General features: G+C 39.9%; 21 protein-coding genes and 1 tRNA gene. 7 read left to right on the top strand and 15 right to left on the bottom strand.

What is annotated here, in order from left to right; genetic code table 11:
• Window positions 1-533: 533 nt before the first annotated feature.
• Together JMX97_RS03925 and JMX97_RS03920 are read left to right on the top strand one after the other, a co-directional pair.
• Window positions 534-1280, top strand: coding sequence for a hypothetical protein (locus tag JMX97_RS03925; RefSeq protein WP_201555568.1), 747 nt, complete (start codon window positions 534-536; stop codon window positions 1278-1280).
• A gap of 209 nt (window positions 1281-1489) precedes the next feature.
• Window positions 1490-2236, top strand: coding sequence for a hypothetical protein (locus tag JMX97_RS03920; protein ID WP_201555566.1), 747 nt, complete (start codon window positions 1490-1492; stop codon window positions 2234-2236).
• A 76-nt stretch (window positions 2237-2312) separates the two neighbouring features.
• On the opposite strand, the gene JMX97_RS03915 is transcribed toward JMX97_RS03920, so the two are convergent.
• From JMX97_RS03915 to JMX97_RS03880, 8 genes are all read right to left on the bottom strand, one after another.
• On the bottom strand, window positions 2313-2894 hold the full coding sequence (locus tag JMX97_RS03915) for an Rrf2 family transcriptional regulator (RefSeq protein ID WP_201555564.1): 582 nt from the start codon (window positions 2892-2894) through the stop codon (window positions 2313-2315).
• A gap of 122 nt (window positions 2895-3016) precedes the next feature.
• Window positions 3017-4249 (bottom strand): NnrS family protein, encoded by a 1233-nt coding sequence (locus tag JMX97_RS03910; RefSeq protein WP_201555562.1) that lies wholly within the window; start codon window positions 4247-4249, stop codon window positions 3017-3019.
• 207 nt (window positions 4250-4456) lie between these two features.
• The gene (locus JMX97_RS03905; protein WP_201555560.1) at window positions 4457-5380 is read right to left on the bottom strand and encodes a LysR family transcriptional regulator; all 924 of its coding nucleotides are present in this window, start codon (window positions 5378-5380) and stop codon (window positions 4457-4459) included.
• Window positions 5381-5705: 325 nt separating this feature from the next.
• On the bottom strand, window positions 5706-7361 hold the full coding sequence (locus JMX97_RS03900; RefSeq protein WP_201555558.1) for a thiamine pyrophosphate-dependent enzyme: 1656 nt from the start codon (window positions 7359-7361) through the stop codon (window positions 5706-5708).
• A gap of 81 nt (window positions 7362-7442) precedes the next feature.
• Window positions 7443-7781: a RidA family protein gene (locus JMX97_RS03895; protein ID WP_201555556.1), complete on the bottom strand. Its 339-nt coding sequence runs from the start codon at window positions 7779-7781 to the stop codon at window positions 7443-7445.
• Between the two features lie 71 nt (window positions 7782-7852).
• Entirely contained in the window at window positions 7853-9094 is a 1242-nt protein-coding gene (locus JMX97_RS03890; RefSeq protein ID WP_201555554.1) for an NAD(P)/FAD-dependent oxidoreductase, read from the bottom strand.
• A gap of 32 nt (window positions 9095-9126) precedes the next feature.
• Window positions 9127-10218: a beta-carotene 15,15'-monooxygenase gene (locus JMX97_RS03885; protein WP_201555552.1), complete on the bottom strand. Its 1092-nt coding sequence runs from the start codon at window positions 10216-10218 to the stop codon at window positions 9127-9129.
• A gap of 96 nt (window positions 10219-10314) precedes the next feature.
• The gene (locus JMX97_RS03880) at window positions 10315-11352 is read right to left on the bottom strand and encodes a histone deacetylase family protein (protein ID WP_201555550.1); all 1038 of its coding nucleotides are present in this window, start codon (window positions 11350-11352) and stop codon (window positions 10315-10317) included.
• A gap of 962 nt (window positions 11353-12314) precedes the next feature.
• On the opposite strand from JMX97_RS03880, the gene JMX97_RS03875 reads away from it, so the two are divergent.
• Entirely contained in the window at window positions 12315-13106 is a 792-nt protein-coding gene (locus JMX97_RS03875; RefSeq protein WP_227671527.1) for a DUF5020 family protein, read from the top strand.
• A gap of 136 nt (window positions 13107-13242) precedes the next feature.
• Here the strand turns inward: JMX97_RS03875 and JMX97_RS03870 are convergent, their stop codons facing one another.
• Complete coding sequence (locus tag JMX97_RS03870; protein ID WP_201555548.1) at window positions 13243-14904, bottom strand: alpha-keto acid decarboxylase family protein; 1662 nt, start codon at window positions 14902-14904, stop codon at window positions 13243-13245.
• Between the two features lie 264 nt (window positions 14905-15168).
• Here JMX97_RS03870 and JMX97_RS03865 point away from each other — a divergent pair.
• The 4 genes from JMX97_RS03865 to JMX97_RS03850 all read left to right on the top strand — a co-directional run bounded on the left by JMX97_RS03865 (window position 15169) and on the right by JMX97_RS03850 (window position 18262).
• A tRNA-Gly gene (locus JMX97_RS03865) sits at window positions 15169-15243 on the top strand.
• Window positions 15244-15511: 268 nt separating this feature from the next.
• Window positions 15512-16594 (top strand): HNH endonuclease domain-containing protein, encoded by a 1083-nt coding sequence (locus JMX97_RS03860; RefSeq protein WP_201555546.1) that lies wholly within the window; start codon window positions 15512-15514, stop codon window positions 16592-16594.
• A gap of 13 nt (window positions 16595-16607) precedes the next feature.
• The gene (locus tag JMX97_RS03855) at window positions 16608-17252 is read left to right on the top strand and encodes a class I SAM-dependent methyltransferase (protein WP_201555544.1); all 645 of its coding nucleotides are present in this window, start codon (window positions 16608-16610) and stop codon (window positions 17250-17252) included.
• 275 nt (window positions 17253-17527) lie between these two features.
• Window positions 17528-18262 (top strand): aminotransferase class V-fold PLP-dependent enzyme, encoded by a 735-nt coding sequence (locus JMX97_RS03850; protein ID WP_201555585.1) that lies wholly within the window; start codon window positions 17528-17530, stop codon window positions 18260-18262.
• 399 nt (window positions 18263-18661) lie between these two features.
• Here JMX97_RS03850 and JMX97_RS03845 read toward each other — a convergent pair whose 3' ends face one another.
• The 6 genes from JMX97_RS03845 to JMX97_RS03820 all read right to left on the bottom strand — a co-directional run bounded on the left by JMX97_RS03845 (window position 18662) and on the right by JMX97_RS03820 (window position 26523).
• Entirely contained in the window at window positions 18662-20680 is a 2019-nt protein-coding gene (locus tag JMX97_RS03845; RefSeq protein WP_201555542.1) for a DUF262 domain-containing protein, read from the bottom strand.
• Window positions 20670-22211 carry a DUF262 domain-containing protein gene (locus JMX97_RS03840; RefSeq protein ID WP_201555540.1) on the bottom strand — a complete coding sequence of 514 codons (1542 nt, stop codon included), beginning with the start codon at window positions 22209-22211 and terminating at the stop codon, window positions 20670-20672. The genes JMX97_RS03845 and JMX97_RS03840 overlap by 11 nt, the downstream gene beginning before the upstream one ends.
• Before the next feature lie 118 nt (window positions 22212-22329).
• Window positions 22330-22692: a hypothetical protein gene (locus JMX97_RS03835; RefSeq protein WP_201555539.1), complete on the bottom strand. Its 363-nt coding sequence runs from the start codon at window positions 22690-22692 to the stop codon at window positions 22330-22332.
• 3 nt (window positions 22693-22695) lie between these two features.
• Complete coding sequence (locus JMX97_RS03830) at window positions 22696-22914, bottom strand: hypothetical protein (protein ID WP_201555537.1); 219 nt, start codon at window positions 22912-22914, stop codon at window positions 22696-22698.
• Window positions 22915-22933: 19 nt separating this feature from the next.
• On the bottom strand, window positions 22934-25360 hold the full coding sequence (locus tag JMX97_RS03825) for a leucine-rich repeat domain-containing protein (RefSeq protein ID WP_201555536.1): 2427 nt from the start codon (window positions 25358-25360) through the stop codon (window positions 22934-22936).
• A 74-nt stretch (window positions 25361-25434) separates the two neighbouring features.
• The gene (locus JMX97_RS03820; protein ID WP_201555535.1) at window positions 25435-26523 is read right to left on the bottom strand and encodes a helix-turn-helix transcriptional regulator; all 1089 of its coding nucleotides are present in this window, start codon (window positions 26521-26523) and stop codon (window positions 25435-25437) included.
• Between the last annotated feature and the right edge of the window lie 43 nt (window positions 26524-26566).

Genomic DNA, 26566 nt, shown 5'->3' with positions numbered 1-26566 from the left:
GCTATCTTCTTAACGGCTTCTGCTTTAAATTCTGTGCTATAAGTTCTGATTTTCTTGGTCATGGTAAACTCCTCATTGAGTCGTTAGTTTACCAAGTTTACCTCTACGGTTTCTTCAGCATAGCTCAATAATCTAGTCGGGTTACTTTGGGCTTTTTCATGACTATTATGCTACTACGTTATTCTTGAGGTTAGCAATACTTATTCGGTTTTGCGTAAGTCCTAATAATAATTGTTCTATAATTGGTAAAGCATAGCATTATAATAACGTCACGCGTAAGTAATATAATATTAATCAGTGACTTAAAGGATATAAGACCAGAATAAATAGCTATCCACTTGAACAAGAATTACTAAAGGCTGACCATACGACATCTTTATACCTTCCTTTTTATAACAGACTTAAATGAACATACAAACCATAATTATAAAACGTGGTATAGCAATTGTTACGCAGGTTTCAAGTACTATTAAATCTAGGTATCATTAAATCTAACAACCTTCCAATGCACCATTTATTAAGGAATAACACAGATGACAGACAAAATTTATGACTTAGGTGCAGGGTTTTGGAGCATACGAGGCTCATTTATAAAAAATGGCATACTTGATATCGGCAACCAATGCGCTTTGGTAAAACTGCAGTCAGGACGTTTTATACTGTTAGACAGTTATACTTTAACTGGTGATGTACGAAAGCAAGTTATGGCATTGACCAATGACGGTCAAGATATAGAGGCCGTGCTCAACGTCCATCCTTTTCATACCGTTCACTGTGCACAAGTGGCGAAGGACTTTCCTCAAGCGATCTTTTATGGCAGTGAGCGTCATCCCAAGCAAGTACCAGAAGTACAATGGGCAGATGATTTGGTTGAAAGCGAAGCAGTAGCCCATCGCTATCCTGAGCTTGAATTTTCTCTACCGCAAGGCATTTATTATATCTCACCCGACAAGACGGTTCATGCAGGCTCATTGTTGGCCTTCCATCCTGCCAGCCAAAGTATCTATGTTGATGATACTTTTGAGATTTCGCCCTCAAAGCTATTTGATGCCGTACTACCCGAGCTGGGCTTGCATCCAACGACCAAAAAAGCGCTCAAAGATCAGCCCAATGCTGGCAAGCAGTATTGTGATTGGGTAACACAGTTGGCGCATGAATGGCGCGATGTCCGTAATTTTTGCGCGGCGCATTCCGGTTTGGTGACTTTTGAGGAAGGTAAGTTTGAGGCGTCATTACTGTCTGCCATCGATAGAGCACGCCCTGAGCTTGAAGTCTCTTAACTGTTAAAGCGACCAAAACGGCAGTCCTTTTTAGTAACCGACACGCCCTGCTTTGTTGGCTTTATTATTGAATACCTGTATCAACCATATTTTTTTATAACAGACTTTGAGTACTTCATCAGTCATAATCATCAAACATTGGGTAAAGGTAACCTTTTGAGTTACCAGTCACTACCAGTTAATAGATCATAAGTTGAGGAACAAAAAAAATGGCCGATCAAATAATAAATTTGGGCGCAGAATTTTGGAATATACGAGGGTCATTCCGCTTAGGCGGCATAATCAATATAGGCACACAATGCTCGCTGATCCAATTGCCATCAGGACGCTTTATTTTTTTGGACAGTTACGCGCTAACGGGTGATGTTCGTAAAAAAGTCATGGTATTGACCAATAATGGTCAAGATGTGGAGGCGGTACTAAACGTCCATCCTTTTCATACCGTACATTGTGCGCAGATGGCTGAAGACTTCCCGCAAGCTACCTTTTATGGTAGTGAGCGTCATCCTAAGCAAGTACCCGAGGTACAGTGGTCTGATGATCTGGTTGAAAGCGATGCGGTAGCCCAGCGTTACCCTGAGCTTGAATTCTCTATCCCTAAAGGTATTCATTACATCTCGCCCAATGAGAAGGTTCACTCAGGCTCGCTACTGGTATTCCATCCTGCCAGCCAAAGTGTGCACGTTGATGATACTTTTATGAGCCCTCCAACAAAACTGCTTAAAGCGGTGCTACCAGAGCTGATGCTGCACCCAATGACTAAAAAAGCGCTTACCAATGAGCCCAATGCTGGCAAGCAATATTGCGACTGGGCAACAGAGTTGGCACATGAGTGGCGTGATACCCGACATTTCTGTGCGGCGCATTCAGGTTTGGTTAAGTTTGAGGCTGGCGGGTTTGAGAGAGCATTACTGACTGCCGTTGATAAAGCCCGTCCTAAGCTTGAAAATCCCTAAGAGTCTAAAAAGGCTTACAGAAAAAAGGCTACCAAGTGGGTAGTCTTTTCAATACCCTTCTTTATGACAACAAGCCTTATGACAACAAGAACCTAAGCTCATCCTCGTTATTAATAATATCTGCTAGTGTATAACCCTCAAGAACGTTAATAAAAGCCGTCAGTGCTTCAAAAAACACCCCTTTTAATTGGCATACGGGGCTAATAACGCAGCCCAGTTTGGTATTATTTTCGGTTACTGCTAATTCATCGATAAGAGTCAACGGCAAACCTGGCGTCTTAGCCTCATCATGGCTATTATCATAAGTCGTATCATGATTAGTGCCATCATCAGTACTATCATCATTGCTATCGTCATTGCTGGGCACCTTCGTGGCAAAACATTCCACCAAGGCAAAGTCCGGCTCAATTTGCTTTATCAATACACCCAAATTAATATCTTTGGGTGCACGTGCCAACCGAATGCCGCCGTTTTTACCCCGCACGCTATCTATATAGCCAAGCTGCCCCAATTGATGAATAATCTTCGTTAAATGACTCTTAGAAATATCATAGCTACGCGCAATATCGCTAATATTGGCAAGCGTTTGCGGCTCAGGCTTGACTGCCAAATAAATTAACGAGCGCAGCGCGTAATCGCTATAGTTGGTTAGTCGCATTTACTAGTGCTCCTGTTTATTTTAATTTTTTTAACTGTCATGACTGCTCTACTTCTCATCGTTTTTTCTAAATGTGAATTTTAAAAGTACCCAAACTATTAGCCAAACCAGTATCCAAACCCTCAACCAAATAGGCCATCTGGTCTAGGACGTGCCAGCATGGGTAAATAGCTAATGCAAAATAGCACAAAACAGGCAATCCATGCTCCCTGCGCTATCATTATCCATAGCAAATAGTTATCCATATCTACTATTGGCAATAGCACGCGGCTGATAAAAACCAGCACCATCAAGCCAAACATAATATTGACGGTTTTAGGAGGCGTATGAATACTGCGCCCAGTATGACCAAGCGACACCCGCGCCATCATCGCTAACGTCATCATCCCAACACCTGCAATCGACAACCCATGTACCGCAATACTGTGGTTATAACCCAACCACGGTTGTAGCGCGTACAATAAGAAGCTCAGACACATACCCAAAAATGCAATATACAGCGACCATAGCAGCGGCTTTTGCCAAATACCGCGATGATACCAGCCTATTAAGCGGACGATATTAACCACCGCCACTCCCAGCGCAGTAATGGTCAGCAGATACTTATTAGGATAAAACAAATCAACGATAAAAAATGCTAAGAAAAATAGTAAACTGGCGATATCTTGTACTTTACTATTTCGCACCGTGACCTTTTCTGTCCCATCCATACTGAGACCACGCTCAATAAAGAACGGTACCACACGCCGACCGATGGTCAATATCAAACCAATAATTAAATAAAACCCCAGATACATGCCAATCTTAGTCAGGTTCATATTTGCGCTAAACACACCCCAATAGCACAGTCCATTACCAACCGTCAGCAGCGCCAGCTTCGCCAAAATCCCCATCTGCTTGTATTGCTTGACCTGTAGCACCGCCCGAAAAATAACAAACGCCATGGTTCCTATAAATAGCATATCAAACACGGCTGCCATATATAGTAACCAAGCCCCTTGCCCAATCCCTAAACCAAACCCGACCCAGCCAAGACGCGCCAGCAACCAACAAACAAAAATACCCAGCAGCTTATAACCGTGCGGCATCATCACCCCAGTCCAGGTCTTCACTGCCGTCAGCAAGAACCCCGCCACCACTGCCAATGCATAACCATAAATCATTTCATGACCATGCCAGTACAGCGGATTCAAGGTTTGCGCGTCGATATTAGTATGGCCAGTAAACACAAACGACCACAACACCATAAATATAACGGCAAATAACGCCGCTGCACTAAAAAATATGCGGAAGCTCAAATTAAGAATAGGATGTGGAGAAGTTGGCGGTTTGCTGGGTAAAGAGATAGATTGCATGGCAGACTTCTTATTATGAATATAATAAAGTTTAACTTTAAAATTCATTTTAAATGAATGTTATAGATTACACAACGTATTTAGTCGTCAAAGGTGTTTGTGGAGGTAAGTTGAAGACATAAAAAAGCGGGTGGTTTCAGGTGGTGGGTTCATGCTCGCCTATTGTCACGTTGAGGTATAGTAATTTTTTACAAAGCTGTATCTAAATTAAAAAGAAATATCAAATTCTACAATTTCTTCAATAAATTTAGCTTCGATAGGTGACAAAGCGCGTTGTTTGTGCCAAAAAATATGAACAGGTATGTCAGCAATACCTTCTTTTGGAGGCAGACGTCTGAGCTTAGATTCTAGATGGGTCGCCGCAATAAATTGGTCAGGTAAGGCACCAATACCATATCCAGTATAAATCAGCCGAACCGCTTCATCTAAATTATTAGTATAGGCGCTGATACGACCTGTTAGATCGTGATTTTCTTTAAATACAGTAATTGGAGAGAGAACATCCCCAATATCTTCACTATTAAAAGCAATAAAATCCTCTTTTAATAGACTTTCAAAACTCAAATCGGACGATGAGAATAAAGGATGATGATAGCCGCAGTACAAATAATAGCGCTGATTGAATAATAATTGTTGATTGAGGGTTTCGGGGATATGTTTGGCCAAACAGATACCGACAGCAGGGGTTTTTTGTTTGAGGGCATTTAAAATATCCATGCTTGATTTCACGGTCAAATCTAAGGTGATATTTGGATATTTCTTTTTAAAATAGACTAGGAAATCATTATATTTTGGATTGTGGAGACGACTGGCCACCAAAAGCTTAATGTCGCCTTCTAAGAGATGCGAGTTGCTGCCTTTCATGGCCTCGATAGAAGTGATTTCTGTAAATATGGTTTGAGCGACTTGCAGACAGTAATGACCGATGGGTGTAAGCTCTAAAGGCTTGGTATTACGGATAATAAGCTGACTCTCAAGCTGCTCTTCAAGCTTTTTAAGATTTTGACTAACCGCTGACTGGGTAATATTTAAACGATTAGCAGCAGTACTAATACTGCCCTCTTCATATATAACGATTAACACATGAAGCAATGTCCAATTTAAGCTATCTGCTAATTTCTGTTGTATCATGACAATTTCAGCACTTATATTCTAAATATATTGATGACGAAGTAACATGAAAAAGTAACATGAAAATCAAGCTAAAAGCACATAGAGTTAAATTATTATGATACTTCAGCCTATGGACTTCAGCTCGATTTTCATTACTACCTTTAATTCATAATACAATATAGTTAGGGATAGCGGGTCTCTATAAATCTTTATTTACTATATGGCTTGAAGTTTACGAACTCACTCATACCATAATAGTTAGTCAAAATACTTCCTTATTATGAATAATGTGATGAGTGACTTATATTATTAACTGCTAGTAGTATTAACTGGTATTAGCGGCCTAAGGCATGAGCTGCTCAGGGTCAGTAATTACATGTAATAATACTGTTTTACGCTCTTTGGTAACTACCTGCATCGCCTCATTGACACTTGTTTTAATGTCTTTATTACTAGTGATTCGTATGCCGTGTGCGCCAAAAGCATTGGCAAGCGCTGCAAAATCAGGGTTCTGTAGCTGAGTACCCGATACTCTATCAGGGTAATGGGCTTCTTGATGTTGGCGAATAGTGCCGAACTGCTGATTGTCCATTAAGATGATTAAAACAGGCGCGTTATAACGTAATGATGTCGATAGCTCCGCTTCATTCATCATAAATTCGCCATCACCTGTGACTACAACTGATAGGCGTTCGGGCGACTCTAGGGCGGCAACGATACCTGCTGGCAAACTATATCCCATCGCCCCATTTCTGGTACTGAGCTGACTTGGAAAGGTGTGCGTAGGCAGATAACGCTGTGCCCATAAACAATGATTGCCCGCACCAAAACTATATACGGCATCTGTCGGTAATTGCTCGGTAATTGCTTTAATAACTTGGGTCATACTGGCATAAGGTTGATCAGTGCTTTCAATATCTGTTTCCTTTTCTGGAAAAGCACAATCCTTTCTTTGTTGTTCATGGCAATAATTGAACCAAGACGCGCGAGACTCTGAGCTTGTTAATAGCGGCACTTTGCTTAGCGCTCTACTAAAGCTAACGGGGCTGGCGATAATATGTTCAGTAACTGAGCCACTATGCCCGCGCAAACTGGTATCTAAATTAACAATATAATTGGGTTTATCAAAAGACTGACGTAACTTATAGCCATCACTCGCGACATCCCCTAATACTGTTCCCAGCGTTAGCAGCACATCAGCTGTTTCAATTAATGCCGCACACTCATCTGAGCGCCCATAACCCAAATAACCAGCATGCGCAGGCGAATCAAAGGCAACTCTATCTGAGGCGCGCCAATCATGAATCACCGGTATGTGATTGTCCTCTGCGAACTGAGTTAATTGTTTAGACGCTTCGAGCGTCCAATTTTGTCCCCCTATAAAAATCAACGGCTTAGCAGCGTTTGATAATGCATCAAGTATGATATTGAGCTGGTCGTCAGCAACACTGCCTTCAGACACAGGTATAACCGGATGCAATTGTCCATGAAATTCTTGCTGAATAATGTCTTCAGGTAAACCTACTACGACAGGGCCAGGTCTTCCTTCTAAAGCGGCATGAAAAGCCTTCGCTACAATTTCGGACGCTCTTGAAACTTCATCTAATATCAAAACCTGTTTACATTGACTAGAAAACCATTGATTAGGGTCAAACTCTTGGAAAGACTCACGATTTCTGTCTGCTACAGGGATTAGCCCAACGAATAATATGAGTGGTACACCATCTTGCCAAGCGGTATGGATACCGGTGTAGGCTTGCGCAGCGCCCGGCCCACGCGTAACCATAGCAACACCAGGCTGACCCGTAAATTTACCGTGAGCATCTGCCATATAAGTACAGGCGGCTTCATGGCGACACACTACTGTCTGGATATCAGCATTATAGAGTCCATCTAATACTGATAAATAGCTCTCACCTGGAACGACATAGGCGCGGCTGACCCCATGTAATTGCAAACTGTTTACGATCGCTTGACCACCATGGATTGTATTATTCATTATTATCCCCTTAACTATTATTTTCTTAATTAGAATTATGACTTATTAACAATATGCTCAACCTATCCCTCATCGGCGTCTCTATTCAGCAGCGATTACAGTGATTTCCACTAACAGATCGGGGTGTGCTAAAACAGACTCTCCACACGCTCGAGCTGGTGGCTGCGTGTCATCAAACCACTGATCCCATACGGTATTCATCGCTTCAAAATCTGCCATGCTTTTTAGCCATACGGTTGCTGAGAGTATTTTTGATTTATCACTGCCCACTTCTTCTAGCAGCTGTTGGACTTTATCTAAACAAGTCAAAGTCTGAGCGGCCACATCTTCATCGATAGCGCCGACTTGTCCTGATAAATAAACAGTTTGGTTATGGATTACGATTTGGCTCATACGTTGATTACTATGAATTTTTTGCATTGGGGTTTATCCTTAGTTCATTAGAATGTATAGGGTTAAAACATATATTATTAGCTTACTTTATTGAGTGTTTAAAATCGCTGAGCATTAAAGGGATCGACGTTAACCGTCAAAGGTCTATCATGTATCAGCTCTTCAATGATCCGCCCAGTAATCGGTCCTAAGGTAAAGCCTTGATGACCATGCCCAAAAGCGAACCATAAATTGTCATGCTTAACGGCTGCACCGATCACAGGCTTCATATCAGGCATACAGGGTCGTGATCCGGCCCACGCCTCTTCTTCTACGGAGTCGGTCAATGGCAAAATCTCTTTAGCAAAACGCAGTACCGCTTGCAGTTGTCCAAAGTCTTTTTCCGCATTCATTAATGTCATTTCAGCGCCGGTAGTAATGCGAATACCTTGTTGCATTGGCCCCATGACAAACCCTTTATCCATATCGACCAAGCTATGATTGATGGTGTTTTGAGGTGTGATGTCAAAGTGTTGATGATAACCACGCATCGGAAATAGTGGCAGATCATAACATAGAGGTTTTATCAGCTGATTTGACCAAGGCCCGGCAGCAACCACTAAGTGATCGCTATAAAAAATATCATCATCAGTTATCACCTGCCAACCATCACCATCAGGTAGAATTTGTTTGACATTACACTCAGTTATTGATCCTTGCATTTCTTGGAAGCTTTTGGCATAAGCTTTTACCAATGCACCGGGATTTGAGACTTGCCAAGAGTTAGACCAATGAATGGCACCAATAAAGCCATCAAAATTACCGTTAGGCTCAAGTACTTTTAGCTCATCAATGGAAAGAACTTTGTGCTCAATTCCTTGTTCACGCATATTTAGCGCCGCTGCGATAGCGACTCTAAACTTATCTTCAGTTCGGTGCATCTCAATCCAGCCAACACGTCTGATTAAGTTTTCTGCACCAGCAGCCGTAATCATCTCTTGATGCTCACTGGTACAATGCTCAATCAGAGTTTCCCATTCTTTTTCTATTTTTTGGACAGAAGATGGCGCAGAAAACTGCCAATACTGTAGTAATGCTCGGTGATGACGTAGGACCGCAGGCCAGCGATAGCGAATATCAGTATTTTGATTCGGTAACAATCTTACCAGCTCAGTCAAATGTCTAGGAAAGGGGTGCACATGAATGGCTTCCCGCTGTATCAACCCGGCATTACCATATGAGGTCTCTGACCCTGGTGACTTTCTATCTAATAATAAAACCTGAGAGTTATGTTTTTGGAGGTGCCAAGCAATGGACGTTCCTACCATGCCGGCACCAACAACAATCACTTCATATCGCATACCATACCCCTTTGTTTCCATTTTACTTTTCATTATAACTTTGGTCGTTCAGCCATAAATATCTGACCTTTAAAGGTCTTATACAAAGCACAGATCAGAACATACATTCCTAGAATACCTAAAGCGGGATACAAGGTGCCTACTAAGGTGCTGAATGGGAAGAGTGAGGCAAGTAAAGATAGCACCACAACGACAACGGTCAATATACGAAACTTTGACGTTTCCGTATCAGAATCATAAAAGCGGATGCAAAAACCATATAAATTAGATACCGCAGTTGTGAATACCGCAACCACGAGTACTATGCTAAATAAAAATCCGGTAGTTGGACCAATACCACGCGCTATCTCTAAAAACGGAATCTCATAACTCATGACGTTTTCAAGGTTCGCTAAGAGCGCCATGATAATAAATAGCAAACAAATACCTAAGGTCATCCCGCCGATGACACCAGCCATTCTTACTATTTTTAAGTTCGGCTCTTTATTACCAATAGAAGCAAAAGTAGATACCCCTGGAATGACATTATATGAGACGTAAACTATCGCTGACGTCCACCAAAATGGGGTGGCTGTATCAGGCTGAAGGGTTCGGAGGCTGGCATCTACGGTTGCCAAGTGATCAGAGTAAGTGGTGAAAGTAATGACAGAGATGACAATTACTGCCAAAATCATTAATGGAGAGATGATCCCTAATGCTCTAACAGAGGATGTAAAGCCAAAGATTACGGTTGACAATGTCATGACGGCAATGATAATTTTGCCGGCAACTGGCGGCAGACCCCAGTACTGATGAATAGCAGCACCGCCACCTGAAAACATGATACTGATGACGCCAAACATAAAGAACAACAGAATATAATCGGCGAAAAATCCTACTTTTTTACCACACAGATAATTCAAAACAACTCGGTGACTGTTGGTCTTAAGTTGGTGACCCAATTCCATAAATACAGTACCGTACCATGCCAACATGATCATAGTGATAATGGCACCCAACATACCAATAAAGCCATAGCTTGCAAAGAACTGCAGCACCTCTTGCCCACTTGCATATCCTGCACCAATGACCGCGCCGACATAGACACCCGCATAGCTGATCGCTTTTAGAATGGAAGTACTCATATTAAACATCCCTGTTGTTGTCAGTTAACCAAACAATTACCTCAATAAATCCTTTATGTAGGTAATTGTTTAACATTAATTACTGATTGGTCGTTATTATTTTTCTTCTGAAGTAAACCCAGATAAAAAGGCTTGTAAATTTTCATTGAGCTTTTCTATGCAGTAGCCCCCTTCAACTAAAACAATAACGGGTTTATCTAGTGCTTTAAGTTTTTGTGCTAAGGTTTTAAACCCTTCGGTACTAACGTTACATTTGGCCTGCGGATCATCTTTATAAACATCAAATCCTAAAACATGGACAATGACATCTGGATTAAATAACTTTATAGTTTTGACTGCTTTATCAACATGATGGAAAAAACCGGCTTCATCGGTATCGTGCGGCATCGGAAAGTTAATGTTATAGCCATAACCTTCGCCTTCGCCTTTCTCATGTTCATGGCCTGCGACCACTGGATAAAAATTGATAGGACTGCCATGTACAGAGGTATATAGCACATCCTTGCGGTCGTAGAATATTTCTTGAATACCCTGACCATGATGCATATCAGTATCTATAATGGCAATTTTTTGGAATTTTTGACGTAAATACTCGGCGATGATGGCGGCATTATTTAAATAACAAAAGCCACCTGCTGCACTTTTACGTGCATGGTGGCCTGCAGGTCTTGTGAGACATATTTGCAACTTATTTTGACTTGTCTTTTCGTTTAGCAACGAATCAGCGGCATTGAGCGCCGTTTGAGCAGACCAGTAAATGGACGTCCATGAATGCTTGCCAATTGGCGCACTGCCATCTGCCTGATATTTAGCAGCTTTTGCCAAAATACCAAGGCCAGCATTGTTGTTCGGCATATAAATGGTCGTTTGAACTTCCTCTCCCATATCTTCATCTACAGCCATCCATTCTTCATAACTATGCTTTAGAAAGTCAACATAGCCAAAATCATGCACCGCTAAAATAGGTTCGATCCCTATATCTTTAGCAGTTGTTACTTCTAGGCGTAATGCCTCTGGCGCTTTTAACAACTCTGTCAAGCGCTCAGGTTTTTCTTGTGGTTCACGCATTTGTCCCCGAGAAAAGTAACTCTGTGGGTGATGAAGTTTTTGCTTTTCATGACTATATACTTTCATTCTGTACACTCCCTCGTTTCTAAAAATTCCACTTTTTCTTGTCAATATAATCGCCAACTACCAACCAAAACTATGATGATAGTTTGAAAATAACAAGATTAAGTATTAAAAATACTAATAATAAAAAACATATGATTATCTAATATTAGTTTACATTCAATATATGGTGGTCAATGCACACAGTCAAATTATATAAAATAATAGCTATTATAAGTACAGCTAATATCCTAGAAAATTAATAGTTATTAGAGACAGTTATATGAACAATATTTAATTGATATATTAATTTGAAGAGTAGAGTGAGAGATTAATGAAAAGGAACAATATATAAGATGTTGTATGTATTAGCGGAGTAAATTCAGTCAAAAGTAGTAAAACCGAAACAGCCATATAATAAAATAATTGAGGAAAATCATTTTTTATCTAAATTTGGCATAGGAAATCAGCTTACGACCATAATGACAATGGTGACTCACTTCATTCGTCTTTGGCAGCTTATGTGATTATCAACAACCAGTATTTTAGTAATATCCTAAATATTTTTAAATAAAAAAAATATTTAAACCTGACCATTTAGTCAGTTTTATTAATAAAATCATAATCTTAGTAGATATCAGTAAGATAACACTACATATTAGGGCTTCAATTTTGGATAAGTTGGAGTTGTTAGAGCCATTGAATTATGGTTAACTGTTTCAAATCGTTAATAAATATCTTGTTACGGCTGTCACTATTGATTCAGTTTTATCGATTTTTACTTTCGTAGCAGCACTTAGCTACTTTAATCACTTTTCTTATTTAGCAGACGATATTTACTGTCTGTAGTAGCTTTTTTTAATCATATCTATTTTTTCCCTAGCGGTACTGATGCATTTTAACAGGACGTTAAAACCAGACTTCTTATTATCGATATAGCCACGCCTTTAGGGAAAACCAACGACTGTACATAAGGAAGTAATACTGTGCGTTTTAATTTACTGACAAATTTATCTATCCATACCAAATTATCTACTATCAAGCCATTAACCACTGCTGCTATTGCTATCGTCACTTTGGGCACTGTGACTACTGGTGCTCAGGCTAAGACCTTTTTTACTGACACCAGTATTTCTGTACTTTACGGTAGTGATTATGAATTAGCGGAAGATGGCGAGCTGACAACTGTAACGCTAGAACATGCCTCTGCTCACAGCTGGGGCGGCGTATTCTTCTTCGTCGATCGTCTGCAAGGCGCAAGCGATTCTGAAGGCACCAGGGCCAAAGATATCTATGGCGAGCTGTCTCCAAAGTTCAAAATTTCAGACTATAGTAATGGCATCATCAAACAAGTTAACTTAGCGAGTACTTACGAGTTTGGCTCGAACACTAACGGTTTTGAGCAAGATAACTTCTTAGTTGGTATTGGTGCTGATCTAAATATACCTATCCCAGGTATGAAATATGCTTCAGCTACGCTGTTTCACGCTTTTAACGATGACACTTTCAGTAATGCTGACGACCAGCAAATCACTTTAACCTACGGTTGGGAAAAGAATAACTTTGTGATTGATGGTTATGTCGATTACTCCTTTAACAATGATGATAAAGAGAATCAGCTGCATATCAACCCACAGGTCAAATACAACTTGCAAGAAGTGCTCGGTATCGATAATCGCATCGAAGTCGGTATGGAATACAGCTACTGGCAAAACAAATTTGGTCGAGATGGTGTAGATCAAAGCGTTCCAAGTGCGCTGGTAAAAGTTCATTTTTAAGTAAAACATTAACTCCCTGTAAAGTTTAATTATCCATAGAAAAGCCCCATTCAGCTTATTGATGCTAAATGGGGCTTTTTACGTTGGCTATTAAACGTAGTGTCATTAAACGATTGACACTATAAGCTTAAACCACTTAGGGCTTAAGCGCTGCGCTTATATCTGCTAATAAAGGTGGAATATCATGCTTGTCCGCTATCACCTCTAAGAACACCATTTTATCTGTAGTGTCTGCTGCTTTTTGTAGAGCCGCTTTTAACTCGCCAGCAGTTTCAGCTTTAAGTAATAAGGTATTGTCCTCATTGCCGCCAAAGGCTTGCGGCATAGACTGCCAATTACACTTGGGAATATCGTTATAGCGCTGATTTTCGCCATGAATGGCGCGCTCAACAGTATAGCCATCGTTATTGATAAGCACAATAACCGGATTGATACGCTCTTGGAGCATGACCGCTATCTCTTGAATAGTCAGTAAGGCTGAGCCATCACCAATCAATACCACACTACGTTTATGCGGAGAGGCAATAGCGCCGCCTAAGCCTGCGGGTATGGTATAGCCGATTGATCCCCACATAGGCTGCCCGTAGCAGGTCACACCTTCTGGCAGACGAACATCACTGATACCAAAATAAGCGGTCCCTTGATCAGCAAATACTAGATTGTTATGGTTTAGACGCTCAGCAATGATATGCCACAGGTCATCTTGACGGATAGGCTCGTCATCCTTACCCTGTTGCTCATGTGGCTGCATTTTCTCACACAAAGGCTTTGGCACAATAGTGATACCAGAGGTCATCACTTCATGTAGCACCTGTAGCGAGTCTTTGAGCGCGATTGGCGCAAAGTTCTGACCGCTGATGGATGCACGTTCATAATGCAAGTCAACCACCACATCTTGATTGATATCTTGGCTAAATCCTGCAGTAGTGGTGTCGGTATACTGCACCCCAATCTTAATCAAGCATTCGCAGTTTTCCACCGCATCTTTGACTACCGGACGTGATGCCACCCCTGCATAAGTACCCGCCCAACGCTCACTATGCTCATCGAGCAAGGTCTTACCCCACGATAAGGTGGTATAAGGAATGTCGGTGTCAGCAATCAAAGCTTTGAGCTGGTCTTGCAGTCCTAAACGATGCACCATCAAATCTGCCATCAAGGTGGTGGTCTTGTTCGGTAAGAATTCTATCAGCGCCTGTTTAAAGTCTACTAAAGCGGCTTGGCTGGTAATATTCTCTTCACTATCGATAAGCTTGGTAGAAGGGGGATAAATGGGCTGGCGCGCCACATCAGGTGATAGCATCAAGTAGCCGGGACGATGCTTTTTGAGCACCATACGAATCACCCGATCAATCTCAGAGGCGGCATTTTCAGGAGTAATTTGCGCACGTGCCACGGTCACTGGCTCTACCATTTTTATAAAATGATTGAACACACCATCACCAAGCGTATGATGAATCCGGCGCTTTGAGTCTTGCAAAGCCATGGCAGGCGCACCAACCACATGCAGTACCGGCGCATATTCCGCATACGAGCCAGCAGTGGCGTTAATCGCAGACAGCTCCCCTACGCCAAAAGTAGTCACCATGGCAGCAAAACCACGTTCACGCGCATAACCGTCTGCGGCATAGCCTGAATTGAGCTCATTGGTATTACCGACCCAGCGTAGCTTATCAGAGGCGATAATATTATCTAAAAATGTTAAGTTAAAATCGCCAGGCACACCAAATATTTCAGTAGCGCCCGCCTCAGCGATACGATCAAATAAATAATCAGCGATAGTATATTGCTTGCTCATGTTTCTTATCCTTAAGACTTATCGTTATAAATAGTCGTGGTTGTAACTGTGATTGAGAATAATTATAAAGTGGTATTTCAGCTTATTTATCTCACACAAAGCTTTTGGAATACCTATTATAAAAATATGTTATAACATACATCCCTAGTAGGATGACATCCCTATTTTGCTAATTTTTACCTTTTTGCATGTTGGCTGTTGACAGGCTAAAAAAACTGCGTATAATACGCCATCATCAACTAGCGATAGTTAGTTGATAGATTAGCGGGAATAGCTCAGTGGTAGAGCATAACCTTGCCAAGGTTGGGGTCGAGAGTTCGAATCTCTTTTCCCGCTCCAAATTTACTTGTATAAAGCGAAAAAGCCTCACTTCACAGTGAGGCTTTTTTTTGTCCAATTTTCGAGGCTTGTAGCGATTTTCAGTATTAGCTAGTCGCTCTAATTACTAAGTTTATCTAACATATTGAAAGCCCAAAAATCAGCGCCGTGACCAAAACGTGACCATTTCGTGCCCAAATTCTGAAATTCAAACACTTATAACGCCATCTATAATTTATAGTATTATAAAAATTGACTGCTATCCTAAACCAATAAAACTGAGCCACTAATGAACTTTGTTGATGTTGAGCCAACTTTAGAAAACTACTGGCGAGCCATTATCCTATTTGGCAAAAATACGGCTTCTTATAAATTTGCGCTTGCTAAAAGTTTAATCGACGTCAGCTTAGATAGAAATTCTGATTTAATTTCACTCGAAGACTTGGCTTTACCCTATGCCATGCATCTGTGCGAACATATAAAGCATAGCCCAAAACAAAACAATAGAGGCAGTAATGGAAACGGTAAATTTATAAATGCTTGCTTAGCATTTAATAACAACAAAATGACTGAGGATGAGTTGGTCAATATCACCAATAAAGAAGGCTTTAAATATGTTTTGAACGCATTCCATGTGGTCAACACTAAAGCGGTTCAAGAGCGCTTTTACGATGTTATCGATGAAGATTTCTTTATTGATGAACGTAGATTTAATAAAGGAATACGCTTAACAGATAATTTATTTAAACTATTTTATGTGTTTGATAACTCTGCCGATAATTTAAATCAAGAAACCGAATCTCGTTGGAACTTGGTTGAAAAAGCATGGGAGCTAAACCTAAGTAGAAACTTAATTGCAGTCGAATTTGACCAAGAAACCAAACAGCTATTTACCCAAGATAATAAGCATCGCCGAGTTGGCATTACAAGCTCTAGAGGTGCCTTGAATGGCTATCAGAAAAGCCGATGTTTTTATTGTTTTAAAGAAATTAGCATTGCCATTCAACATGAGCTACTGGCAGAGGTTGACCACTTCTTCCCTCATTTGCTAAAACCTGAAGTGGCTTCTGCTGGTTGCTGTCGACCCGTCAATGTCGATGGTGTTTGGAATTTGGTACTCGCCTGCTCTGACTGTAACCGTGGTACAAACGGTAAATTTGCCCAAGTGCCTGACATAAAATTGCTGGAAAGACTGCATACTCGTAATGAGTACCTGATTGGCAGTCATCATCCTTTACGTGAAACCCTAATGATGCAAACAGGTAAAACCGATGCTGAGCGTAAGCAGTTTTTACAGAAGTCTTTTAATTTCTCGAGGGAGCGGTTGATTCATGAATGGCTTCCTGAGCAACAAGGCATCAGTGTCTTTTAATGAGTTATCCACTATGAATGATCAAAACGCCAAAGATAATACTATCGATTTTTATAACGATAATGCGCAAGCGTTTGTTGAGCAGACACTTAACGTGGACATGCAAGCGCTATATGAACCATTTATAGCAAGTCTTCCTGCTACCAACCAAAGCCAACAGCGTATTTTAGACTTGGGCTGTGGCTCAGGTCGAGATAGTTTACACTTTGCCGATTTAGGTTTTAAGGTTACCGCTATTGACGATAGCACTACCTTGATTGACCTTGCAAAAAACATTCATTATCGAAACAAAGCTTATCGAAACAATATTGATTGGCATCGCTGTACCTTTCAAGACATTAGTCAAAAAAATTGGAAAAAGCAATTTATAGGTATTTGGGCATGCGCTTCATTGTTGCATATGCCTTATGCAGAACTGCCTGTATTAATAGACAACCTGTTAGATACGCTGGCAAATGATGGTGTTTTTTACGCATCATTTAAATATGGTGATAGTGAGCGCTTAAATAATAATCGTTTTTTTTGTGATATGAATGAAGATCGCTGGGAAACTCTCAAACAGAAACTTAATCATGATTTTAACGATGAGATTTGGCTGACCGAAGACCAAAGAACAGATAGAAATGGAAGGTGGTTTAATATTCTGATTAAGCGGTAAAAAACTTAACTTTTAACATTAAATAATTTAAGACAATGCTTAGATTATAACTCACATATACCATGCGATACTTCATCTATTAGTGTTATGCATGATATATAGTCTCAACCTGATACCTCTTATTTAAGTGGACATTTTTTCGACTATGCTAAATAAGAATCGATAAATGACAGCTTCGCAACATTTGTAGATATATATGGTTGGTTTGAAGAGGAGTTGCTATTTACGTTAGGGGCCACTGAGGCGAATAACTTAGCGACTTACTAAGGTGTCCAATCGCTAAAATAATAAATACACAAGCAGACACTATCCTAACCAGTCACTTAGAACATAAATCAGTCTTAAGCCCATTAGAGATAGCAGCTGATAAAGATGGCCCTAATCTGGTTTATATGAAAATAACTCCAAAAGGCATCATTGATTTACAAGACATGCAGACCAAACTTGAGCAGAATAACGTTCTATGGGTTTCTTGCACCATGACTACCGACGTTATAGGGACAAATCAGCCTATCTATCAAGTTGCTGAGCTATGTCAGCGCTACGATGCGATGTTACACGTAGATGCTTCACAAGCAGGTTACCTTGATATCGCTTATCACGACTTAGACGTTAATTTTCTCACACTGTCAGCACACAAAATATATGGTCCATCAAGCATTGGTCTATTGTATTCAAAGCACCTACAACACCCTGACTTTGAGCCTATAATTTCTGGCGGTGGTCAACAAGATGGTCTGCGTGCTGGTACATTACCTGTACCGCTGATTGTTGGATTTGCTGAAGCAGCTAAAGTATTAGATGATATCAAGGAAGCTGAAGCTTTACGATTGAAAGAATTGCGAAACGCCTTACTAAATGGCTTGAGTCAAACGCTTGCGATTAGAGTGTTTGGTAACTTGGATGACCGCCACTTTGGTAACTTATATTTAGCGATTGAAAATGTCGATAGCATGCAACTTTTGAACAACTTGCAACCACACATAGCTTTTTCGCTTGGCTCCGCTTGAGTCGTGAGTACTCAACTATCATGAAAGCGATGGCTGTTCCAAAAGAGGGCGTTGAATGTGTATTTAGAATTTGTGTTGGTCGCATGACTACCATTGCATAGGTTAATTCAGCAATCAAGTCAATCACAGATAGCGCTAAAAAAATCATCGCTAGCCAAACCAACTCAAATTTATTTAGTACAAGCGAATTATGGTATAAATATCTATGTTCCTTCATGATATGCATACGAAAAAATGAAGCTGAGCTGCCACCAAAAACTCATATTAATAAAAAAAGGACGCAATATTTAATATTGCGTCCTTTTTTATTAATAACGCTGTGCTCGAATGTACTGCGCTTCGGGCACGTGGTCATTTGTTCATCCTCGCTCACCCTAAAAACTAGGAGGCTTTCAGAACTCATGTTGCTCGTTCTATATCTTCCTTCAAAACTTTAAACATTTCTTCTTCATGTGAATTTATATCAGTATCAATCCACTCCCGATTTTTTGGCAATGCTTTTATCATTAACTCTAATTTTAGGCTCAAGGGTGTCATAATTGTACGCCTTCCCTCTAATGTTCTCACTTTCTCGCGTGGGCTATCATTACTTAAAGACGAATTATCACTACTGCCCATTAGACACAAATTGCCAAATTTATGTAAATCATCGCTATTGATTACATCATTGATTTTAGAAGTTTGAGGTGAAAAGTGCTCAACGGAACTTTTAAAACTAAATCTAAACTTAGACTTTGTTTCTTGAGAAAAATCAAAACCCTTCCATAATAAATAATCTAGGTAATTAAACGTAAATACTCTGACTCGGCCATACCTTAAGAATTCACTAAGGTCTTCAACAGCCACGTTAAGGCTCTCATCCTGCTCTATGATATACATGAAATCCGTATATTCTTTAGGCGCTACTGTAAGGTAACGATTTACCATAAAAGCCCTACCGAGACTTTCTAAAAAATCTAAATAATTTTCTGCCGTAATTGGCGTTGAATGCTCATTCTGGCTCAACCAATACAGCACTGCAGACAACCAGTTTTTGCGAGAGTTAGTCGGGTAAGACACATGAAAGGCTGAAAGCAACATCGCACAAGACCAGTTTCCACCAAATTTATCACCCTCCTCCTTGCCAAAACTATTAATATAGCTTGAACCATTTTTATCAAATTTATACCGTTTCAATGACCAGTCTTCTTTGCCACTTGCGCGCTCACGCTTAACAATATAATGATCAAAAAGATAACGTAATTTTAGTAATGAAAAAACAAAATCTTCTACCCTCTTAACATCCTTTCCTATAAAATTTTTGAAAGCATTAATTAAGTCTTTATCATCTAAAGCTGGCAGCTCTTTACCCGGCTCTGGCTTTAAATAAATACGCAATACTTGCATAAGAAAGTTAGGAAAATCTATAACGCTGGTAAATCGCTCTGCTTTTCCTTCATCACTATTATCATCATTACTTATATTTTTATCACCTTCTTTTTCTCGTAATTCTTTACCGGCTTCGAGTGCACTATTAAGAGAGAGTGAACCATTTTTTGAGCCTAAACCATCGCTTTGCACGGCAATCCTGTTAGTCAGATCTTCGAATCTTTCCACTAAAAAACCCGTAGAATCTTCACTAAATATAGCTTTGCGCTCATCTACCGAAAAACCCAGTTGCACATAACGGCTCATATCTGAACACGCCAGCCACACTGTTTGGACGGTGGCCATGGCGTGAGCGTTGCCTTGAACCACAGACAGCAAATTTGCTTTGACCACTTCATGCGTCTCTAACTGCTCACCTCTATTGTTCATGACCTCAAAATAATGAGTAACATCAGTATTTTTAGGCACAAAAACAGGCAAAATCTTGACTTTGCTCAGTAAGTAGATAGCAAATTCGTTTAGTGATTCAGCTCCCTTATCATCAAAATTTCTTGAAATGACCCTATCTATAGCTTTAAAGCCCTCTAATATTGAAGCATTAGCTTTTTTAGTGTCGATTGTGCTGATTAATTCAGACAGCTTTCTAGGAGAATCGTAATTAGATGTTTCGTCTGAGCAAAAAACATCAAAGAGCTTATCGACAGTAAACTCTGATTTGCTTCGGCTCTCAAAGCCAAGGTTTGCCTCCTCATACCATTCAAAACTCTCAGGTATACGATATTTTAAATAACAAGCTAATAAACTTAATGTGGTAAAGCGCTGCTGACCATCGAGAATTTCAAAGTAGTCTGTTTTCTCATGTACTACCAAACTACCAATATAGTAGTAAGTTGTTTTGCCTTCTTTTTCTGCAAAATCTTGAATATCATCGATAAGTTGCTGTATTTGAGGCTCGCCCCAGTCGTAGTTACGTTGATAGACTGGCACTTTGTAATGATCTTTACCAAGTAGTTGCTGAAGATTAAGGCTCTCTTGAGTATTACTGGACATTAGTAGTCTCCGTTACTTGCTCTGATGTATAGTAGCCAAGCTCCTCAAAGATAGTTTTGATACCTTCTATGTTCGATGCTTTTATTTCTAATATTTGAGGCAATGGTTTATTTAGAAAATCAACAGGCAACAATGATTGCTGTAAGCGCATAAATAAATTATTACGCCTTATATGTTTTTCTACACTTTCCAGGTAAACACTTGAGTTCTGTAGCCGCAGCGAATAAGTCCAAATAAATATGTACTCAATTGCCCTTGCTAAATCTTGCTCACCAAAGCGGTCGTAATAACAGAGAACAAGAGCGCTAAACATGCGGCGAACATATCTATCACCCTGCCGCCACCAGTGGCTATATTTGTATTTATCACCTTCTTTTTTATTATCTATAGTCTGCATAATAGTTAAAGCAGTGGGTCTAGACACTTTGCTATGCTTTGACTTTTGTAGTTCTTCTTGCTGATATAAAATAGCTTTTAGCCAATTATCATCTTTTTCTTCAATGGCCTTATTTAGTAGCGGATCTAGAAGGGTTTGATAGTGGGCAACCCAATCAAAAAAGCGTCGTCCATTAATCAATGTTTGGGTAATCTGAAACGGGTACGCCATTATTTGCTGATCAAAAGCTCGATGCGCGTGCTGGTTATAATTATCGACTGTGTTATGGATGACTTTTAGCCCTTGTTGAAAAGGATAGGAGTGTGGATAGTACTCACTACTCAAATTAACCCCTTTAAATACATGAATATCAGACTTTGAAAAGTATAGATTAGGCTTGCCAAGACTCCACTGCCGAATAGGGTATAGATAATTGGAAAACAACAATTTCAGATCCTTTGTATTTTTCTGCTCCCACTGATTCACAACGGGTTCTTTTAAACTATCCTCTGACGCAGCAAACTCGCGTAAATGAAATGCTTTTAGCAAGTCATGAGGACTTAAATCAAGACCACGTGCATTTTGTGAATCGAAAAACTGGAAGGCTTCAGATAGGTCATGCAAGGTTACTTGAACCACTTCACAATGATTTAGTAAAAAGTCTAATACCTCTGATGTAAACTCTGGGCTGCTGACATGACGCTCTATACACGCAAGGTTCTTACTTAGGTTTTTTTGGGTTTCACTGCAGTTAAGAAGCTCTATCTCTACTGGCGCAAAACCATTAAACTGCTCTTTAAATCTTTTGGAATCCGCAGCAGCCTTCATAAGCAACAGCAGTGTCAAAGTACGCTGCTGACCATCAACTAAAGCAACCTGAGTCTGACCTCCTTCATCAGTGTATTGATGCAAAACCACAGTACCCAAGCGGTACGCATTATCTGGGTTATAAATATCACCTAAGTTATGTCCAAGCCTTTTGCACTGGTAGTACAAGTCTGTTAGCAAGTCGATAATATTCTCTTCCGTCCAGCGGTAAGGTCGTTGATAGACAGGTATAACCAGTTTTTTATTCTCTGAGTATTCTTTTGAAGATAGAAAACGAGCAACTTTTAAAACTTCGTAACCTTCATTAATACTATTTTCTTTTATCATGGATTTATATCTTAATCTTTTAAAGTTAATAAAATAGTTTACAGGCTTCCTGAGTCATGCAACTAGTCTCTCAATACTGTCAAAACCTATGTCATTAAATATACTCAACAATAGCTTGTCAAGCAGCATATATTATTCCCATCCAACAGAAGTCAGCTCTATCAACATATCTCAAGTTGTAAAACACCTCTGCGTCATCTGTAACACTACTTTCAACCACAGTTGATAGCTCTGAATATTCGGCAATTGACAAATCTCGGTCGCTTTCAAAACTAAGTATTATATACTCAACACTAATACCTTTAGGAATTTGGCTAAAGATATGATTGACTGTTTTGTTTGCTCTGTCTGATTCAGACGTTCCCATTACCGGAGCTTGTATAAACTGAGCAGATTTTCTATCTGAAAATGGAATTCTGATATCATAAACGTTTATACCAATGAAATTCGTCGATAATATGGCCTCAAATAACCTCATCATTTGTTACACTTCATCCAATTTGCAGATAATAACACCATCTATCACGTCTAACTTATCGATGCATTTGTCAGTCGTTTGCAAACCAAATAAAAAATCTATTCCGGTTTTGTATTTTAGATCGATCAGTGACTCTTCGTCCCATTCATCTTCGATTATGAAAAACCCAAATTCAGATAAACAATACTCACCTGCTAACGGTGTGTACAAAGTAGTGAAGGGCATACTCACATTCAACATTAGACTAGCTGGCCGCATATATCGCCCCCATCCAGCAATATTTAGGCTTATCAATAATTTCTGTACCGTAGAACACAGGTGCGTCAACCACAGCCCTACTCTCAATCGCAGTTACTATAACTTCAAATTCCTCAAGCGATATATGACGATTACTTTCTATTCCAAGCATCATAGAATTAATGCTAAGACCTTTAGGAATTTGGCTCATGATAAGCTCGATTGCTCGGTCTGAATCAAATTCTCCCATGGCACTAGCCTGTATGAAGTGAGCATATTTTCCAGACAAACAACCCATCTCAAAATCATCAATACTGATACCAACCAAGCCTGTTCTTTCTAATACGGATTTAAACACCCCTACTACTTGTTCTGCCTCTGCTGGCTGGCAAATAATAATGCCATCTATCACATTGAATTCATCAATGCTTTTGTCAGACGTTTGCAAACCGAATAAGAGACTCACTCCTGTTTTATGCTTTAGATCGATTAGTGCTTTTTTATCCCAGCCATCATCAACGAGGAAAAATCCGTAATAAGATAAGCAATAATCACCTGCCAACGGTGTGTACAAAGCAGTTGATGGTATATTTCCCAGCCAGAGGTCATGATTGCGATACCTTTCGATGACAATTGGCGGTAACAGGCTAATTAACTGAGCAGGAATATTTAGTGAACGCAAATGAGTTAGATTAGCCAAACCCTCAGGAAATTGTTTGATTTTGTGGCTAGTGACACCGAGCTCTTCTAGCTGAATCAACTGTCCCAATGACTCTGGCATACACTCAAGACTCTTACAGTTTAGCGTTAACTGCGTCAGGTTAGTTAGACCACCAATAGTCTGTGGGAGCTGTTTTAAATGTTGACTGGTGATTGTTAATTCTTTTAAGTTCTTCAAACTGCCTATATTATCGGGCAACTTATCGAGATAAGCGCTACGAATTTCTAATCTTTCTAAGTTTGGCAAATCCCCTGTCGTTTCAGGTAAAGTAGTAGCCTGCCCTGATAATGTCGATGGCTCACCTCCACTACCCTGGTATGATCTCAAATCACCATCATTGTCAAAATTGATGAGTAAAGTTTCAAGACTTTGTAGTCTATCGATACTACTTGGCAAAGTTGTCATACTTGGACAAGCCATATGCAATTCTTTTAAACCGGTTAATTCAGCGATATCGTTGGGTAATCTGCTTAAGTATTCACTTCTAATATCTAGTTCATACAAATTTTTTAGACATTCTAGTGAATTAGGGAGTTGGGTTAGATGCTTACAATCAAGGTATAGCTCTTTTAAGCTTTTTAACTTGGAAATGGCATTGGGTAACACCGTTAGACTCTCGCTCCACACAGTAAGATTAGTTAACTGCTCTAGTCCTGTGAGGGTCTCAGGTAAATGAGTAAGGCTGTTGCATCTTAAGCCTAAAGACTGAAGCTGGGTTAATGCTCCGATACTATCGGGCAATACGGTTAAGTGGTCATTATCGATAAATAGTTCGGTTAGACATCTGATATCCGTTAAGTTGTCTGGCAACCTGTCTTGCTTACTAGATAGATGCAATTCGATATCACAACTCATCTCTGCCAATACTTTAGGAACGACAGACACATCATGGAAAGTAATTTCTAAAGTTTTTAGACTTTTTAGTTCATGCAAGTTATTAGGAATAAAATCGGGATCATTACAAGTTAATCTGAGCTCTTCAAGATTCACCAAATTAGTAATAGTGTCTGGAAATCTATTATCAGCTTGGCAGGTATTGTCACCTAATGACATAGAATCATGCAAAGATAAGCGTCTTAGTTGCGTCAAACAGCCAATAGCCTTTGGTATTGGCTGGGTATACTCACTAATAGATATGTATGTCTTGTTAGCCAGTTCGTCAATATCTCTTGGAATCTCATAAATAGATAGGTCACATGACTCTGCCCAGTCGATGACTGTCTGTAACGCTTCTCGGTCAATATTTTCAGCTATCATGGTCTGTTCCTTATTTAAGACCTTATGTCTTTGTATGTACTCCTGAATACTATTGCTAGCTTTAGTGGATTTGATAGGATCATTCCATCCTCTACAACCATCACCTAAGCCACGTAAAAAATCAGTGACCTCTGTAGATAAGTTAATTAGCTTATTAGCACTATGAGTAGAACTACCCTCATCAATAATAAGACAAACCAGCTTCTCCAGCCTAACTATGCACTCTGGTAGCGTGGTGAGCTGATTTCCACTGATATTTAGCGATTCCAAATTACTGAGTTGACCGATACTATCAGGTAGCTCAATTAATCCTTTGCAGCTAATGTCTAGATCTGTTGTTGCTAACAGATCATCCTGATTACGTGGCAACTTTTCTTCAGATATATCAAACTTATCAGCCCATGCCCAAAGCTCTGTCATCCATGGCTCTATAGTAAGAGTATTGTTTGTTGTCATTTTAAATTTCCTGTTAAATCTAAAAAACGAATCGTTATCAGTTTATTTACGACCTTATTATCAATAACCAAAGCTTAATTTCCATAAAGCTCTAACGCACTCTGTAACCGATCAAGAACTACTTTTTTTAACTCTATTGGTGCAACTACCACTGCCAGTTGAGACATACTCACCAGCCAGTCTTGCAAGCGCTGAGTATCGGCAACAGTAGCATTCACTTGGTTCCACGTATCATCGATGATAGTAATTTTTTGATCTGCTGAGAGTGGACGCTCATAAAGATGCTGGCAGGCATATTTTTGAACTTTTAAAACTAAGTTAATTTGAGTGTTGTCGGTAAATTCTAGCTTGCCCAATTTCTGCAGACTTGCCAGCTTAAAAATATCTCGCCCTACCCAATCAGGCATTGACTCATCAATGACGATGGCGCGAGTGATGCGATTGACCGCAAAGTTGCGATGCGCCTTTAATAGCACCTCATCACTAATATGATCGTCTACAGGATTAAACCCAGTGAGATACATCATATTGTCGATAAAAACGAGTCCTTTCGGATAAACCCACCTTTGGACTGGGCTATGCTCCCATTTATTTTGATAACTAATATTTAACTGACAATTCTGTAGCAAGGCCTGATGAATACACGCAAGCACATCTTCATTAAGCGTCGGCGCTTGCAGCATACTCGGTAAGGTAATCAGATTATTTTGCCATTGTCCCAACGGGCTGCTATTAAAGGCTTGTTTCTCCTGACGGCGAATTTGCGATAACTTATCAGCTATAGTCTGCTGAATAGAAACTGGCAAATAGTTCGCAGTATAATTGCTCAGCATCTCCCAGAAAAATAGTGTTTGCTCATTAATGACATCAATACTAAAGCTTGGCTCAATATAAAATCTTGCTGTTTTGCCGCTGATGTTTTGCTCCCATGTGGGCACTCTTACTAAAGCTGGACTACGAAAGACATCACTAAATATTTGATTTAAGCTAATGAGGTCGTTCTCTAAATTTTTGCGCTCATTAGCAAAACTGTTAGGATCATTGCCATAAGCATTCATAAGCTCAGTCAATGATATAGCTTTGGCTTTATCACGTGGCAAACGTTGATAGAGTATAAATAGGCGCTCTGATTTGTTATAGCTGGCTATAGGGTGTATGGACATAGTGATTTCACTTTATTTGTATTCTGAGTGCTGAGGTTCGAGC

Source organism: Psychrobacter sp. 72-O-c (assembly GCF_904846605.1).
Classification (GTDB): Bacteria; Pseudomonadota; Gammaproteobacteria; order Pseudomonadales; family Moraxellaceae; genus Psychrobacter.
Note: the sequence above shows the minus strand (reverse complement) of the source record. Positions and strands in the feature narration are given on the sequence as shown.